We start from the raw sequence: 15678 nt of genomic DNA, 5'->3' as shown, positions 1-15678 counted from the left end.
TCACAGATGGCGGCGTCGGGTCGAGACGTGCCGTTCGTACAGCTCACGGGCCTTGACCGCGGACGGTCGGGTCGCGGTTTCGGCCACGGGTACATCCCACCAGGCCTGCGCCTCGGGCGCGCCCGACACTGTGTCGGGCGTTTCGGTCTCGACGTAGACACATGTGGGAGTGTCCGCGGCCCGCGCCTCGGAGAGCGCGCGGCGCAGGTCGCCGACGGTCCGGGCGCGCAGCACCCGCATGCCGAGGCTCCCGGCGTTGGCGGCCAGGTCCACGGGGAGCGGGGCGCCGCAGAAGGTGCCGTCGGCCTCCCGGTAGCGGTAGGCGGTTCCGAAGCGTTCCGCGCCGGTCGCCTCGGAGAGGCCGCCGATGGACGCGTAGCCGTGGTTCTGCACCAGCAGCACCTTGATCGCGATGCCCTCCTGCACGGCGGTGACGATCTCCGTCGGCATCATCAGGTAGGTGCCGTCGCCGACCAGGGCCCACACCGGCCGGTCCGGCGCGGCCAGCTTCACGCCGATCGCCGCCGGGATCTCGTAGCCCATGCAGGAGTAGCCGTACTCCAGGTGGTACTGGTCGCTGGACCGGGCCCGCCACAGTTTGTGCAGGTCGCCCGGCATCGATCCGGCGGCGTTGATGATCACGTCCGTCTCGTCCACCAGCGCGTCCAGCGCGCCGAGGACCTGCGGCTGTGTCGGCCGCGCTTGCGGGTCGGCGGCCTCGTAGGCGGTGTCGACGCGCCGCTCCCAGCGCGCCTTCTGCTCGGTGTAGCGGGTGACGTACGCCTCCGCAACGCGGTGGCCGTGCAGTTGCAGCGCCTCGGTCAGCTCCGCCAGGCCGCTGCGGGCGTCCGCGATCAGGGGCGATCCGGCGAGCTTGTGGCCGTCGTAGGCGGCGATGTTGAGGTTGAGGAAGCGGACGTCCGGGTCGGCGAAGAGCGTTCCGGAGGCGGTGGTGAAGTCGGTGTAGCGGGTGCCCACGCCGATCACCAGGTCGGCCGCGCGGGCCAGTTCGCCCGCGGTGGCGGTGCCGGTGTGGCCGATGCCGCCGACGTCCTGCGGGTGGTCGTACCGCAGGGACCCCTTGCCGGCCTGGGTCGAGGCGACCGGGATGCCGGTGGCCTCGGCGAACTCCGCCAGGGCGCCCTCGGCGCGGCTGTGGCGGACGCCGCCGCCGGCGATCAGCAGCGGCCGCTCGGCGGCCCTGATCGTGCGGACGGCTTCGGCGAGTTCGGCCGGGTCGGCGCCCGGCCTGCGTACCGCCCAGGTGCGTTCGGCGAAGAAGTCCTCCGGCCAGTCGTACGCCTCGGCCTGCACGTCCTGCGGAAGCGCGAGCGTGACCGCGCCCGTCTCGGCCGGGTCGGTGAGCACCCGCACGGCCTGGAGCGCCGCCGGGATCAGCGCCTCCGGGCGGGTGACCCGGTCGAAGTACCGCGACACCGGACGCAGGCTGTCGTTGACCGACACATCGCCCGCGTACGGCACTTCGAGCTGCTGCAGGACCGGGTCGGCGGGGCGGGTGGCGAAGATGTCGCCGGGCAGCAGCAGCACCGGGAGGTGGTTGACGGTGGCGAGGGCGGCGCCCGTGACCAGGTTCGTGGCGCCGGGACCGATGGAGGTGGTCACCGCGTGCGTGGACAGGCGGCCGGACTGGCGGGCGTAGCCGACCGCCGCGTGCACCATGGCCTGCTCGTTGCGGCCCTGCAGGTAGGGCATCTCGTCCGCGTACTCGACGAGCGCCTGGCCGATCCCGGCGACGTTGCCGTGGCCGAAGATGCCCCAGGTGGCGCCGATGAGCCGCCGGCGTACGCCGTCCCGCTCGGTGTACTGCGCGGACAGGAAGCGTACGAGCGCCTGCGCGACCGTGAGCCTGGTGGTCATCGATATCCCTCCGTGTGGTCCGGGTGGAAGCAGATCCGCCACTCCCGGGTCCGGCCAGGTCCCGCCATGACGTTCAGGTAGTACATGTCGTGGCCCGGCTGCGCGATGGACGGCCCGTGCCAGCCGTCGGGGACGAGGACGGCGTCACCGGTGCGGACCTCGGCCAGCACGTCGGCGCCGCCCTCGCGGGAGGGGAACACGCGCTGGTAGCCGAAGCCGTTCGGGCCGTCGATCTCGAAGTAGTAGATCTCCTCCAGCTCGGACTCCTCGCCGGGCCGGTGCTCGTCGTGCTTGTGCGGCGGGTACGAGGACCAGTTCCCGCCCGGGGTGATCACCTCTACGGCGATGAGCTTGTCGCACGCGAAGGCGTCGGCGGAGGCGAAGTTGCGGACGTGGCGGGCGCAGGTGCCGCTGCCGCGCTGCTCGACGGGGACCTCCGGCGCGGGGCCGTAGCGGGCGGGGAGTCGTCGCTCGCACCTCGCTCCTGCCAGGGCGAAGCGGCCTGTCGCGCCGGAGGTGATCTGTGCCTGGGCGTCCCGGGGCACGTACGCGAAGTCGGAGACCGACGCGAAGACGCTCTCCCGGCCCAGCAGCTGGAACACCGCGTCGGCCACGCGCACCGTGCAACCGCCTTGCAGGGGCAGCACGATCCACTCGCTGTCCCCGGTGGTGAAGGTGTGCGTCCCGCCCGCCTCCAGCTCGACGATCCGCAGGCTGCTGTGGGTCCACCCGGCCCGCTTCGGGTCGATGTCGAGCGCGTGGCAGGCGTCGGCGGTGGCGCCCTTCGGGACGTGCAACTCCTTGCTCATGCGGCCCTCACAGCAGTCCTACGGCGGTGTCCACGGCGGCGGCCACGTCGCCGTCCGCCGGGTACAGCAGCGACCGGCCGGCCACCAGCCCCCGCACGGTGGGGAGCCGGAGGGCGCCGCGCCACTTCTCGTACGCGCTGTCCTGGTCGTCCCCGACGTCGCCGCCGAGCAAAACGGCGGGCAGGGTCGTGGTCGCCATGACCTGGGCCATGTCGTCGGGGTTCTCGGTGACCGGGACCTTCAGCCAGGTGTACGCCGAACTGCCGCCGAGGCCCGAGGCGATGGCGATGGACCGGGTCACGGCGTCGGCGGACAGGTCGTTGCGCAGCCGGCCGCCGGTGTCGCGGCGGCTGATGAACGGCTCGACGAAGACCGGCAGTCTGCGTGCCGCCATGGCGTCTATGGCGCGGGCGGTGGACTCCAGGGTGGTCAGGGAGCCCGGGTCCTCGTAGTCGATGCGCAGCAGCAGCTTGCCGGCGTCGAAGCCGAGGCGCTGGATGTCCTCGGGCCGGTGGCCGGTGAACCGGTCGTCGAGCTCGAAGCGGGCGCCCTGGAGGCCGCCGCGGTTCATGGAGCCCATGACGACCTTGCCGTCGAGGGCGCCGAGCAGCAGCAGGTCGTCGAGGATGTCGGCGGTGGCGAGGACCCCGTCGACGCCGGGGCGGCCGAGTGCGAGGCAGAGGCGCTCGAGCAGGTCGCCGCGGTTGGCCATGGCCATCTTGCGGTCGCCGACGCCGAGCGCGCCCCGGGCGGGGTGGTCGGCGGCGACGATCAGGAGGCGGCCGCCGGCGTCGACCAGTGGGCGGCGGACGCGGCGTGCGGCGGCCTCGGCGATCGCCTCGGGCCGGTGGGTGCGGGTGCGGACGAGGTCCGCGATGTCGACGGTCACCGCGAGGCTCCCGTCCGGTCGGCGGGGGCCGGGGTGCCGGCGCGCACGGCGCCCGCGCCGAGGGCAGCCGCCACCTCGGCCTGGGTGGGCATCGCGGAGGAGCACTCCAGGCGGGAGGCGACGATGGCGCCGGCGGCGTTGGCGTGCCGCATGGTCTTCTCCAGGTCCCAGCCGGCCAGCAGGCCGTGGCAGAGCGAGCCGCCGAAGGCGTCGCCGGCACCGAGGCCGTTGAGGACCTCGACCGGCAGCGGCGGGACCTCGACGGACTCGCCCGCGCTGCTGACGGCGAGAACGCCCTCGGGTCCCTGCTTGACGACGGCCACGGACACGCCCGCGTCGAGGAGCGCCGCCGCCGCCGCGTGCGGTTCGCGCAGGCCGGTGGCGACCTCCACCTCGTCGAGATTGCCGACGGCGACGGTCGCGTGCTTCAGGGCCTCGGCGTAGAAGGGGCGGGCCGCCTCCGGGTCCCGCCAGAACACGGGGCGCCAGTCGAGGTCGAAGACCGTGGTGCCGGATCTGTCGCGATGGGCGAGGGCCGCGAGGGTCGCCGTGCGGCTGGGCTCCTCGCTCAGGCCGGTGCCGGTCACCCAGAAGACGCGCGCCGCGTGGAGGGCGTCGAGGTCGAGCTCGTGGGTGTGGATCTCCAGGTCGGGGGCCTTGGGCTGCCGGTAGAAGTACAGCGGGAAGTCGTCCGGCGGGAAGACCTCGCAGAAGGTCACCGGGGTCGGCAGTCCGGGCACGGGCGTGACCCAGCGGTCGTCGACGCCGAAGCCGCGCAGCGCCTCGTGCAGATAGGTGCCGAACGGGTCGTCGCCGGTCCGGGTGATCACCGCGGTACGGCGGCCCAGACGGGCGGCGGCCACGGCGACGTTGGCCGCGGATCCGCCGAGGAACTTCCCGAAGGACGTCACCTGTGGGAGCGGGACGCCGGTCTGGAGCGGGTAGAGGTCCACGCCGATCCGCCCCATGGTGATCAGGTCGTACGCCATCGAAATCCCTTCGCGTTCCCCGTCTCGCCTCCGTCGGCGGCTCTCTCCCGGTTTCTAGTCTCCGCGCGGGAGGCCTGTCAATAGTTTGTCCGGACATTCTGACCAGTGGTTCATTCCCGCCGGGCGGGAAGCCGGTGGCGCCGCCCTGTCAACACGCCTCGCCCGGCATCCGCGTGCGCCCCTTTGCTTCACCTCTGTCACAAGCGCCACTCCCTTGTCACGCATGTCCGGCCTACGCGGGCCGCGCGTCACACCCGGACCACAGCCGCATGCTCGCCGTCACTCTCCGTCGTTGGGCGGGCACAGGCTTGGTGATTGATCGCCAGCGCAGCGCCCGGCTCCCCCGGACGGCCGCCCCCGGCCGCCGCCGCGGCGCGCGCAGGGAGGTGCACCCATGACCGACCGAAGGCTCTGGTCGTACAAGGAGATCGCGGCCCACATCAAAGTGCAGCCGGACACCGTGCGGTCGTATCGCAAGCACGGGCTGCTGCCCCCGCCCGACCACGTGGAGGGCGGCAAGCCCTACTGGTACGCGGACACCGTCCGCGCCTGGGTGGCGTCCCGGCCCGGCAACCGCGGCCGGCGGACGGAGTGACGGGCCGCAGATGAGCCGCCGGCCCGGCGGAATATCCGTGGTGCCCCACGTCCGCGTGGGGCACAGTCATGCGCATGAACTTCTCCCACAAGCCCGTACTCACCGGCGAGAGGACCGTGCTGCGGCCGTTCACGGCGGCCGACGCGGACACCGTCTGGGAGATCCTGAGCGACCCCGAGGTGATCCGCTTCACCTTCGACCCGGACACCGAACTCACGCGGGAGAGCGTGCGTTCCTGGTACGCCTCCCGGTCGGAACAGCCCGACCGGCTCGATCTCGCCGTCACGGACCGGGTCACCGGCGAAGTCGTCGGCGAGGTCGTCCTCAACGAGTGGGACCCTCACACCCGCAGCTGCAACTTCCGCACCCTCATCGGCCCCGGCGGCCGGGGCAGGGGCCTGGGCACGGAGGCCGTCCGGCTCATCGTCGGTCACGGCTTCGAGCAACTGGGGCTGCATCGCGTCCACCTGGAGGCGTACGGCGACAACCACCGCGCCCTGCGGGTCTACCGCAAGGTCGGCTTCGTGGTCGAGGGCGTACGGCGGGAGTCCGCCCGGCGGGACGGGCAGTGGGTGGACGAGGTGCTCATGGCCGTACTCGACCGGGAGTGGGCCGTCCATCGGGGCTTCGCCGAGGTTGCGGAGGCTTCGGGAGGTGTGGGGGCCGGCTGGGGCGCGACGGGGGGCGCCGACGCCGGCTTCTCCGACGGCTGAGTCGCGGGCCCGGACGGCCGGCCGGCTTCAGGGGGCTCCGACGGCTCAGTCGCGCGGGCTCGGACGGCCGGGCGGTCACGCGGGCCGGGGGCACGGGCGTGGTGCCCGTCTCCCGTGGACCTCGCTTCGCCCCGACCTGTTCGGGACCCGGCGGCACCCGGTGTCCAGGTCGCCGGCCGCCGGCCCCTGCGCACTCCTCGCTCCACCCGGGGCCGGCCTGCGCCACACGCCGCACCCGCTTATGGTTCGGACAAATCACTCCATCAGGAGTACCTCCGGAGCACGAGGGACCCGCCGTGACCCACCCCCCGCCACCCGGCGCGCCCCGGGCCCGCATCCCCCATCCGCAGCAGCCTCCCCCGTCACACCCCCGGGTCCGTACGGAGCTGTGGCGGCGCTTCCTGTGGAGCGGGCTGGCGCTCTGGACACTGGCCGCGGCCGTCACCTACGGCACCGGGAACGCCGCTCTGCTGCCCGCGCTCATCCTGCTCGGCAGCTTCCTGGTGCCCGTGGCCTTCGTACTGTGGGCGTACCAGCGGCACGGCCGTGACCTGGGCGTCAACGTGATCCTCGGCTGCTTCCTGACCGGCGGGACGCTCGGGGTGCTGGGCGCCTCGCTGACGGTGGACCGCCTGCTGCACCCGTCCCTGCGGACGTTCGCCGGCGTGAGCCTGGCCGAGGAGGCGATGAAGCTGGGCGCGCTGGTGTTCCTGCTGCGCCGGCGGACCCGGATCCGCGGCCTGCGGGCCGGGCTCGTGCTGGGCGCGTCCGTCGGCTTCGGCTTCGCGGCCATGGAAGGCGCCGGGTACGCGTTCCAGGCGACCGTGGCCACCAGGGGTGTCGAGCTGGGAGCGCTGCTGGAGACCGAGATCCTGCGCGGGTTGCCGGCGTCCCTCGGGCACGGCCTGTGGACGGCGATCGCCGGAGGCGTCCTGGTCGCCTGCCGTCACCCGGACGGACGCTTCCGTCTCACCGGCGCGGTGGCCGGGGCCTGTCTGGGCGTGACGCTGCTGCACACCCTGTGGGACTCCACCCACGGCGTCGCCGTCTGGCTGGTCGTGCGGCTGACCGGCACCGGGCCCGGCCGGCCGCTGTTCGCGGAGGGCTACATCCCGCACCCCACCGAGGAGCAGCAGCATCTGTTCACCGTGCTCTCCCTGGGCGGACTGGCCCTCGTGGCACTGCTCGGCGTCGCCTGGGCGCGTTCGCTGACTCGCCGCGACCCCTCCTGGAGAAGTACCCCCTAGGGGTATAGTCTTGAGTGTACCGGGGACCTTTCTGGGCCCCGCCCGTCCCACCTGCCTCGACGAGGAGTACGACATGACCGCGCAGACCGACACCCCGGGTTCCGTCACCGCCGTCTACAAGGTGAGCGGGATGAGCTGCGGGCACTGTGAGGGCGCCGTCTCCGGCGAGATCTCCCAGCTGCCCGGCGTGAACTCGGTGAAGGCCGTCGCGGCCAGCGGCGAGGTCACGGTCGTCTCGGCGGCCGCGCTGGACGAGGAGGCCGTCCGCGCGGCCGTCGACGAGGCCGGCTTCGAGCTGGTCGGCCGCGCCTGAAGCACGCTTCCCGCACCGGGCCGTACCGGAGCAGGCCGACCCCCGCGCCGGCCGCGTACGGTCCGGTCCGTCGTCTGGAGTCGGAGTCGGACATGACCAGCACCACCACGCGGACCTCCATAGAAACGACCGCAGGGACCTCCATAGGCACGCCGCCCTCCGAGGTCGAGCTGCTGATCGGCGGGATGACCTGCGCCTCCTGCGCGGCCCGCGTCGAGAAGAAGCTCAATCGGATGGACGGCGTCAGCGCCACGGTGAACTACGCGACGGAGAAGGCCCGGATCAGCTACCCGGCCGGGACCTACGTCGCCGACCTGATAGCCACCGTCGAGAAGACCGGCTACACCGCGGAGGAGCCCGCACCGCCCCGGCCGGAACCGCGGGAGGAGACGCCCCGGGATCCCGAGCTCGCCTCCCTGCGGCAGCGTCTGATCGTTTCCGTTCTCCTCGCCGCCCCCGTCATCCTCCTCGCGATGGTCCCCGCCCTCCAGTTCGACAACTGGCAGTGGCTGTCCCTCACGCTCGCGGCGCCCGTCGTCGTCTGGGGCGCCCTGCCCTTCCACAAGGCCGCCTGGACCAACGCGCGGCACGCCTCGGCCACCATGGACACCCTCGTCTCGGTCGGCACGCTGGCCGCGTTCGGCTGGTCCCTGTGGGCGCTGTTCTTCGGCCACGCGGGCATGCCGGGCATGCGGCACCCCTTCGAACTCACCGTCTCGCGCACGGACGGCGCCTCGGCGATCTACCTCGAAGTGGCCGCCGGAGTCACCGCCTTCCTCCTGCTCGGCCGCTATCTGGAAGCCCGCTCGAAGCGCCGCGCGGGCGCAGCGCTTCGGGCCCTGATGGAGCTCGGCGCGAAGGACGTCACGAGGCTGCGCGACGGGCGCGAGGTGCGGGTGCCCGTCGCCGATCTGGCCGTCGGCGACCGGTTCGTCGTCCGCCCCGGCGAGAAGATCGCCACCGACGGCACGGTCGTGGACGGCGCTTCCGCGGTCGACGTCTCGATGCTGACCGGTGAGTCCGTGCCGGTGGACGTGGCGGCCGGGGACGCGGTGGCCGGCGCGACCGTGAACGCCGGGGGCCGGCTGGTCGTCGAGGCCACCAGGATCGGCGGCGAGACCCAGCTCGCGCGGATGGCCCACCTGGTCGAGGAGGCCCAGAACGGCAAGGCGGAGGTGCAGCGGCTCGCGGACCAGGTCGCCGGGTTCTTCGTGCCCGTCGTACTGCTGCTCGCGACCGCCACCTTCGGCGTGTGGCTCGGCGGGACCGGCGACAGCGCCGCCGCCTTCACCGCGGCCGTCGCCGTCCTGATCATCGCCTGCCCCTGCGCCCTGGGCCTGGCGACGCCGACCGCCCTGATGGTCGGCACGGGTCGCGGCGCGCAGCTCGGCATCCTGATCAAGGGCCCCGAGATACTGGAGTCCACGCGCCGGGTCGACACCGTCGTCCTGGACAAGACGGGCACCGTGACCACCGGCCGGATGACCCTCCAGGAGGTGTACGTCTCCGAAGGCACCGACGAGCGGGAGGTGCTGCGCATGGCGGGCGCCCTCGAGCACGCCTCCGAGCACCCCGTCGCCAGGGCCGTGGCCGCCGGCGCCGCCGAGCGGGTCGGGGAGCTGCCGCAGGCCGAGCGGTTCGAGAACGTGCCCGGACGCGGCGTCCGCGGGTATGTGCAGGGCGTCGAGGTGTCCGTGGGGCGCCTCTTCGAGAAGGTGCCGCAGGAGCTGGCGCGTGCCCGCGACAAGACCGAGAGCAGCGGCCGTACGGCCGTCGTGGTCGGCTGGGACGGGATCGCGCGGGGGGTGCTGGCGGTCGCGGACACGGTCAAGGAGACCAGCGCGCAGGCGGTGCGCGAGTTGCGCGACCTGGGGCTCACGCCGGTGCTGCTGACGGGGGACAACCGGCGGGTGGCCGAGACGGTGGCGCAGGCCGTCGGCATCGACCAGGTGATCGCCGAGGTGCTGCCCGAGGACAAGGTGAAGGTCGTGCGGCGGTTGCAGGCCGAGGGCCGGAAGGTCGCCATGGTGGGCGACGGCGTGAACGACGCGGCCGCGCTCGCCACCGCCGATCTGGGGCTCGCGATGGGCACGGGCACCGACGCGGCGATCGAGGCGGGCGACCTGACCCTCGTGCGCGGGGACCTCCGGGTGGCGGCGGACGCGATCCGGCTGTCGCGCCGGACCCTCGCCACGATCAAGGGCAATCTGCTGTGGGCGTTCGGCTACAACGTCGCCGCGCTGCCGCTGGCCGCCGCGGGACTGCTGAACCCGATGATCGCGGGGGCGGCGATGGCCCTGTCGTCCGTGTTCGTCGTGACGAACAGTTTGCGGCTGCGGACGTTCCGCTGAGCCGGGACTTCCACGGAAAAGGCGGGATCCCCTTCAGTCCGGCGCGAGCCTCACATAAGCTCTTCACAAGGCTCGCGCATCTTCCTTACGCTTGACCCCCGTTCTCCGTATCGGGCCGCTTGCGTAGCTAACGGGACATATGCAAGAGACGCAGATCACAGTGATGTGAACGTAACCATCGAAGGGGTTCGACGGTCTAAGTTGGCGATGTCAGAGGGCGTCTTGGGGGGCGTCACCTGGCATCTGGGGATGTCTTGGGGGACTTCCTCAGAGATGCGTTGCCGGGGCACGTACACCGGGGAGCTTTGAGCGGCCCTCCCAGCGTGCGCTGTCCCGGCAGACCGCAGCGGCACGGCAGCACTACGGCAGTACTGGCGAGACGCAGTAGCAGCGATTCAGGCGCTGGTTCTTCACAGACGCCCGGCCGGATCCCGTGGGGGGAATCCGCACCGGGACATGGGAAGGCGCCCTGGTCGTCGGCCCGTGGGGGGACCGGCGCACCAGGGCGCCTTCTGTTTTGCGCCGTGGTACATCCGGCGCGGCGCGCACCGCCGGGGGCGTGCCACCGGGAGCTGCACCGCCGGGTGCGGCCGCCTGCCGTGCGTCAGGCGGCCGCGGGGGGTCAGCGCTCCTCGACCGGAACGAAGTCGCGCTCGACGACGCCCGTGTAGATCTGGCGGGGGCGGCCGATACGGGAGCCCGGCTCCTTGATCATCTCGTGCCACTGGGCGATCCAGCCCGGCAGCCGGCCGAGGGCGAACAGGACCGTGAACATCTCGGTCGGGAAGCCCATGGCCCGGTAGATCAGACCCGTGTAGAAGTCGACGTTCGGGTAGAGCTTGCGCTCGGTGAAGTAGTCGTCGGAGAGCGCGTGCTCCTCCAGCTTCAGCGCGATGTCCAGCAGCTCGTCGGACTTGCCGAGTGCGGACAGCACGTCGTGCGCGGCGGCCTTGATGATCTTGGCGCGCGGGTCGAAGTTCTTGTAGACCCGGTGGCCGAAGCCCATCAGGCGGACGCCGTCCTCCTTGTTCTTCACCTTGCGGATGAAGGTGTCGACGTCGCCGCCGGAGTCGCGGATGCCCTCCAGCATCTCCAGCACCGACTGGTTGGCGCCACCGTGCAGCGGGCCCCACAGCGCGTTGATACCGGCGGAGATGGAGGCGAACATGTTCGCCTGCGAGGAGCCGACCAGGCGGACCGTGGAGGTCGAGCAGTTCTGCTCGTGGTCCGCGTGCAGGATCAGCAGCTTGTCCAGCGCGGCCACGACGATCGGGTCGAGCTCGTACTCCTGGGCCGGCACCGAGAAGGTCATGCGCAGGAAGTTCTCGACGTAGCCGAGGTCGTTGCGCGGGTAGACGAACGGGTGACCGATCGACTTCTTGTACGCGTACGCCGCGATCGTCGGGAGCTTGGCGAGCAGACGAATGGTGGAGAGGTCGCGCTGCCGCTCGTCGAAGGGGTTGTGGCTGTCCTGGTAGAAGGTGGACAGCGCCGAGACGACCGACGACAGCATGGCCATCGGGTGGGCGTCACGGGGGAAGCCCCGGTAGAAGTTCTTGACGTCCTCGTGCAGCAGGGTGTGCCGCGTGATCTCGTCCTTGAAGCTGGTGAGCTGGTCGACGGTCGGCAGCTCACCGTTGATCAGCAGGTACGCCACCTCCAGGAAGGTGGAGCGCTCGGCCAGCTGCTCGATCGGGTAGCCGCGGTACCGGAGGATGCCGGCCTCACCGTCGAGATAGGTGATGGCGGATTTGTAGGCGGCGGTGTTTCCGTAACCGCTGTCCAAGGTCACGAGACCGGTCTGGGCGCGGAGCTTTCCGATGTCGAAGCCCTTGTCCCCGACGGTGCTGTCGATCACCGGATAGGTGTACTCGCTGCCGTCGTACCGCAGTACTACAGAGTTGTCGCTCACGTCTTCCCTCACCGACGTAGTGCCTCATCTTCGAGGTGCCCTGACTGTCTCTACCATCCCCCATTTGGCTCAGGAGAGTGCACTCGGGGTCGACCATTGGGCTTATCAGCGGCACTCAGTGCCGCCAACCTGCCATCCTGCCCGGTTGATACCCCAACCGGAAGTGCTCTGTGACCTTTGCGACTCGTTTGATCGATCATTTTTCGACGGAGGCCGGGATCAGGGCTCCTGCCGCCCGGGTACGAGCCTGAAGTCGAGCGCCGTGCAACGGCGTCCCGCCGACACCGTGCGCACCGCCTGGCCGAGGGCCTTGCGGGAGCCGACGAGCACGACGAGCCGCTTGGCCCGGGTGACCGCGGTGTAGAGCAGGTTGCGTTGGAGCATCATCCAGGCGCCCGTGGTCACCGGAACGACCACCGCCGGGTACTCGCTCCCCTGCGAGCGGTGGATGGTCACCGCGTAGGCGTGCGCCAGTTCGTCCAGCTCGTCGAACTCGTACGGCACCTCCTCGTCCTCGTCCGTCAGCACCGTGAGGCGCTGGTCGACCGGGTCGAGCGCGGTGACCACGCCCACGGTGCCGTTGAAGACACCGTTCTTCCCTTTCTCGTAATTGTTCCTGATCTGGGTCACCTTGTCCCCGACACGGAACACCCGCCCTCCGAACCGCTTCTCCGGCACGTCGGGGCGGCCCGGAGTGACGGCCTGCTGCAGGAGCCCGTTGAGCGTCCCGGCGCCGGCCGGCCCCCGGTGCATGGGGGCGAGGACCTGGACGTCCCGGCGGGGGTCGAGCCCGAACCTGGCCGGAATACGACGGGCCGCGACGTCCACGGTGAGCCGCCCGGCCGCCTCCGTGTCGTCCTCGACGAAGAGGAAGAAGTCCTTCATGCCGTCGGTGACGGGGTGCTGCCCGGCATTGATCCGGTGGGCGTTGGTGACCACGCCGGACTGCTGTGCCTGCCGGAAGACACGGGTGAGCCGCACGGCGGGGATCGGGCTGCCTTCGGCGAGGAGGTCCCGCAGCACCTCACCCGCGCCGACGCTGGGGAGCTGGTCGACGTCACCGACGAAGAGGAGGTGCGCGCCGGGCGGCACGGCCTTGACGAGCTTGTTGGCGAGGAGCAGGTCCAGCATGGAGGCCTCGTCGACGACCACTAGGTCGGCGTCCAGCGGCCGGTCCTTGTCGTACGCGGCGTCCCCGCCGGGCCTGAGCTCCAGCAGCCGGTGGACGGTGGATGCCTCGGTGCCGGTGAGCTCGGCGAGCCGCTTGGCGGCACGGCCGGTCGGGGCGGCCAGGACGACCTTGGCCTTCCTGGCGCGGGCCAGCTCCACGACCGACCGCACCGTGAAGGACTTGCCGCAGCCGGGACCGCCGGTCAGGACGGCGACCTTCTTCGTCAGCGCCAGCTTGACGGCGGCCTCCTGCTCGGGGGCGAGGTCGGCGCCGGTACGGCCCTTCAGCCACGTCAGCGCCTTGTCCCAGGCGACGTCGTGGAAGCCGGGCATGCGGTCCTGGTCGGTGCGCAGCAGGCGCAGGAGCTGGGCGGAGAGGGAGAGTTCGGCGCGGTGGAAGGGGACGAGGTAGACGGCGGTGACGGCTTCGCCGCCGTCGGGGCCGGGGACCCTCTCCCGTACGACACCCGGCTCCTCGCCGTCCTCGGGGCGTGCCGCGAGCTCGGCGAGGCACTCGATGACGAGGCCGGTGTCGACCTGGAGGAGCTTGACGGCGTCGGCGATGAGCCGTTCCTCCGGGAGGTAGCAGTGGCCCTGGTCCGCCGACTGCGAAAGGGCGTACTGGAGACCGGCCTTGACCCGCTCGGGGCTGTCGTGCGGGATGCCGACGGACTGGGCGATCTTGTCGGCGGTGAGGAAGCCGATGCCCCAGACGTCCGCGGCCAGGCGGTACGGCTGGTTCTTCACGACGGAGATGGAGGCGTCGCCGTACTTCTTGTAGATCCGCACGGCGATGGAGGTGGAGACCTCGACGGTCTGGAGGAAGAGCATGACCTCCTTGATCGACTTCTGCTCCTCCCAGGCGTCCGCGATCTTCTTCGTCCGCTTGGGGCCGAGGCCGGGAACCTCGATCAGCCGCTTCGGCTCCTCCTCGATGATCTTCAGGGTGTCCAGGCCGAAGTGCTGGGTGATGCGGTCGGCGAAGACCGGGCCGATGCCCTTGACCAGTCCCGAACCGAGGTAGCGGCGGATGCCCTGGACGGTGGCGGGGAGGACGGTCGTGTAGTTCTCGACGGTGAACTGCTTGCCGTACTGCGGGTGGGAGCCCCATCTCCCCTCCATCCGCAGCGACTCCCCCACCTGCGCGCCGAGCAGCGCGCCGACGACCGTGAGGAGGTCCCCGCCGCCCCGGCCCGTGTCGACACGGGCGACGGTGTAGCCGTTCTCCTCGTTCGCGTACGTGATCCGCTCGAGGACGCCTTCGAGCACGGCCAGTCGCCGTTCGCCGGGTGCGGGGGCCGGTGCCGCCTGGTTGGACATGATCCGACGGTACCGGTGGGGTGTGACAGTGGGAGGAGACGCCCGGGCGGCTCGGCAACGGCCCGTTGCAGGGGCAGGCGCGAGGAAGCGCTCACCCGGCAGCGGTTACGGCCGATCGGTGAGGTCCGGGCGCGGTCGGCGACCGGAGGGCGCTGGATGCCTTCGGGCAGACGTGCCTGTTCCCGTAGGTCCAGTCCCACCCGGGCTTCGTCCTTCGACGGTTCCGAGCTGCCACCGTTCTTGTCAGGATCACGCTGCAGCTCATCGAAGTAATCTGCTCCGGCTTGATCACGCCTTGCCCGCCCCCGGCATGTCCAGCTTCGGCGCCTTCAGCGTGTTGCGCTGCGCCTCCGCCGCCATCTCCTGATCACCGCTCAGATACGCCGTGGTGGCGTCGACCACGCCCTGCAACGACTTACCCGCCCGCGCCGCGACGAACTGCAACTCCTTCGCCGCACGCTCCGCGTACTGCGACAACGCCAGCGCCACCAGACCGCCCTGCGCCTTCTCCCCGCCCCCACCGCCACCCTCGGCGGAAATGGTGCCCGCACTCGAAGCCGCCGACGTCAGATTCTCACCGAACGACTTCCCGTACTTCTCAAAACCCGACGCCGCCTCCCCCGTCGTCTTCAGCACACCCGAAATACCCTGCGGCTTCAGATCCCACCCGGGCACCACAAACCCCCGTACCTAGCCCACAAACCAGCCACCCGCCACCGGCCTCAGCCGATGTTGTCCACCGCGGCCTTCGCCCGCTGCAACGTCGACTGCGCCGTCCCGTCGTTCTTCTCCAACGTCGACTTCAGCAACTGGATGATGTTCCGCACCTCCTGCGAAGCACTGTTCCAGCGCTGCTCCTTGCCGTGATACTCATCCGCCACACCATCAGCCGTGAAATCAGCCATCGCCGCCTTCACCTGCCGATCACGCGCACCGATGACCTCCTCCAGACGCCCGATCACCGTCTGGATATTCGCCTGCGCATCCGTCGACGCACCCATGTCATACGAACGACGATCCGAACCAGCAGCCATCACACACCACTCCCCGTAAAAAGAAACGAACCGGACAAACCGCCCGACCCGACGACCCGACGACCTAACGGAAACGCGCCCCGTCGAAGTTCGCCGCCGCCATCTGCTGACGCGCGTTGTCACCCTGCTCCTGATCACCCGAGCTGAACGCCGTCTCCATACCCGACTGACCACCCAGGATCGCCGACAACGAACCGTTCAACGCCGACGTGATCTCATCCGCACGCGCCTTGAACTGATCGAACATCGCCCGGCCCGTACCGTTGAACTTCCCCTCCAACGGCTGCGCAGCCTGCACCAACTGCCGGATCAACGTGCCCAGATCATCACTCGAACCCCGCGAATCACGCATCAACGACGACAACGTCTGCGCACCCATGTCGAACTTCATGCAGAACCCGCCTCCCCCCATCTCGTGCCATGACGTGACCATGCCTTGCACTCCATGGTCGTTCACC

The 15678-nt window shown here is 70.9% G+C and carries 14 protein-coding genes; 5 read left to right on the top strand and 9 right to left on the bottom strand.

What is annotated here, in order from left to right; genetic code table 11:
- From iolD to iolC, 4 genes are read right to left on the bottom strand one after another with little or no spacing between them, the layout of a single operon-like run.
- A complete protein-coding gene (gene iolD, locus ACGF8A_RS06835) occupies nt 1-1878 on the bottom strand; it encodes a 3D-(3,5/4)-trihydroxycyclohexane-1,2-dione acylhydrolase (decyclizing) (RefSeq protein WP_393104977.1) in 1878 nt (625 codons plus the stop codon).
- Nucleotides 1875-2687 (bottom strand): 5-deoxy-glucuronate isomerase, encoded by an 813-nt coding sequence (gene iolB / locus ACGF8A_RS06830; RefSeq protein WP_393104974.1) that lies wholly within the window; start codon nt 2685-2687, stop codon nt 1875-1877. The genes iolD and iolB overlap by 4 nt, the downstream gene beginning before the upstream one ends.
- A 7-nt stretch (nt 2688-2694) precedes the next feature.
- Nucleotides 2695-3576 carry a deoxyribose-phosphate aldolase gene (locus tag ACGF8A_RS06825; RefSeq protein WP_393104972.1) on the bottom strand — a complete coding sequence of 294 codons (882 nt, stop codon included), beginning with the start codon at nt 3574-3576 and terminating at the stop codon, nt 2695-2697.
- The gene (gene iolC, locus ACGF8A_RS06820; protein WP_393104970.1) at nt 3573-4565 is read right to left on the bottom strand and encodes a 5-dehydro-2-deoxygluconokinase; all 993 of its coding nucleotides are present in this window, start codon (nt 4563-4565) and stop codon (nt 3573-3575) included. The genes ACGF8A_RS06825 and iolC overlap by 4 nt, the downstream gene beginning before the upstream one ends.
- A 394-nt stretch (nt 4566-4959) precedes the next feature.
- Here iolC and ACGF8A_RS06815 point away from each other — a divergent pair, with 394 nt between their 5' ends.
- The 5 genes from ACGF8A_RS06815 to ACGF8A_RS06795 all read left to right on the top strand — a co-directional run bounded on the left by ACGF8A_RS06815 (nt 4960) and on the right by ACGF8A_RS06795 (nt 9784).
- The gene (locus ACGF8A_RS06815) at nt 4960-5160 is read left to right on the top strand and encodes a helix-turn-helix transcriptional regulator (RefSeq protein ID WP_393104968.1); all 201 of its coding nucleotides are present in this window, start codon (nt 4960-4962) and stop codon (nt 5158-5160) included.
- Nucleotides 5161-5234: 74 nt separating this feature from the next.
- Nucleotides 5235-5873: a GNAT family N-acetyltransferase gene (locus tag ACGF8A_RS06810; RefSeq protein ID WP_393104966.1), complete on the top strand. Its 639-nt coding sequence runs from the start codon at nt 5235-5237 to the stop codon at nt 5871-5873.
- A gap of 296 nt (nt 5874-6169) precedes the next feature.
- The gene (locus ACGF8A_RS06805; RefSeq protein ID WP_393104964.1) at nt 6170-7120 is read left to right on the top strand and encodes a PrsW family glutamic-type intramembrane protease; all 951 of its coding nucleotides are present in this window, start codon (nt 6170-6172) and stop codon (nt 7118-7120) included.
- Nucleotides 7121-7193: 73 nt separating this feature from the next.
- Complete coding sequence (locus ACGF8A_RS06800) at nt 7194-7433, top strand: heavy-metal-associated domain-containing protein (protein WP_393104962.1); 240 nt, start codon at nt 7194-7196, stop codon at nt 7431-7433.
- Between the two features lie 92 nt (nt 7434-7525).
- Nucleotides 7526-9784 (top strand): heavy metal translocating P-type ATPase, encoded by a 2259-nt coding sequence (locus ACGF8A_RS06795; protein ID WP_393104960.1) that lies wholly within the window; start codon nt 7526-7528, stop codon nt 9782-9784.
- A 622-nt stretch (nt 9785-10406) separates the two neighbouring features.
- Here ACGF8A_RS06795 and ACGF8A_RS06790 read toward each other — a convergent pair.
- The 5 genes from ACGF8A_RS06790 to ACGF8A_RS06770 form a co-directional block, all read right to left on the bottom strand.
- Complete coding sequence (locus tag ACGF8A_RS06790; protein ID WP_393104958.1) at nt 10407-11696, bottom strand: citrate synthase; 1290 nt, start codon at nt 11694-11696, stop codon at nt 10407-10409.
- A 219-nt stretch (nt 11697-11915) separates the two neighbouring features.
- The gene (locus tag ACGF8A_RS06785) at nt 11916-14186 is read right to left on the bottom strand and encodes an ATP-dependent RecD-like DNA helicase (RefSeq protein WP_393104956.1); all 2271 of its coding nucleotides are present in this window, start codon (nt 14184-14186) and stop codon (nt 11916-11918) included.
- 288 nt (nt 14187-14474) lie between these two features.
- The gene (locus ACGF8A_RS06780) at nt 14475-14864 is read right to left on the bottom strand and encodes a DUF6507 family protein (protein WP_393104954.1); all 390 of its coding nucleotides are present in this window, start codon (nt 14862-14864) and stop codon (nt 14475-14477) included.
- 44 nt (nt 14865-14908) lie between these two features.
- Nucleotides 14909-15220, bottom strand: a complete 312-nt coding sequence (locus ACGF8A_RS06775; protein WP_393104952.1) for a pore-forming ESAT-6 family protein — start codon at nt 15218-15220, stop codon at nt 14909-14911.
- A gap of 64 nt (nt 15221-15284) precedes the next feature.
- Complete coding sequence (locus tag ACGF8A_RS06770; RefSeq protein ID WP_393104950.1) at nt 15285-15611, bottom strand: hypothetical protein; 327 nt, start codon at nt 15609-15611, stop codon at nt 15285-15287.
- Nucleotides 15612-15678: the final 67 nt, after the last annotated feature.

The sequence above is a fragment of the Streptomyces sp. NPDC047706 genome (genome assembly GCF_043204795.1).
Taxonomy (GTDB): domain Bacteria; phylum Actinomycetota; class Actinomycetes; order Streptomycetales; family Streptomycetaceae; genus Streptomyces.
This window is presented reverse-complemented; position numbering and strand designations above follow the sequence as displayed.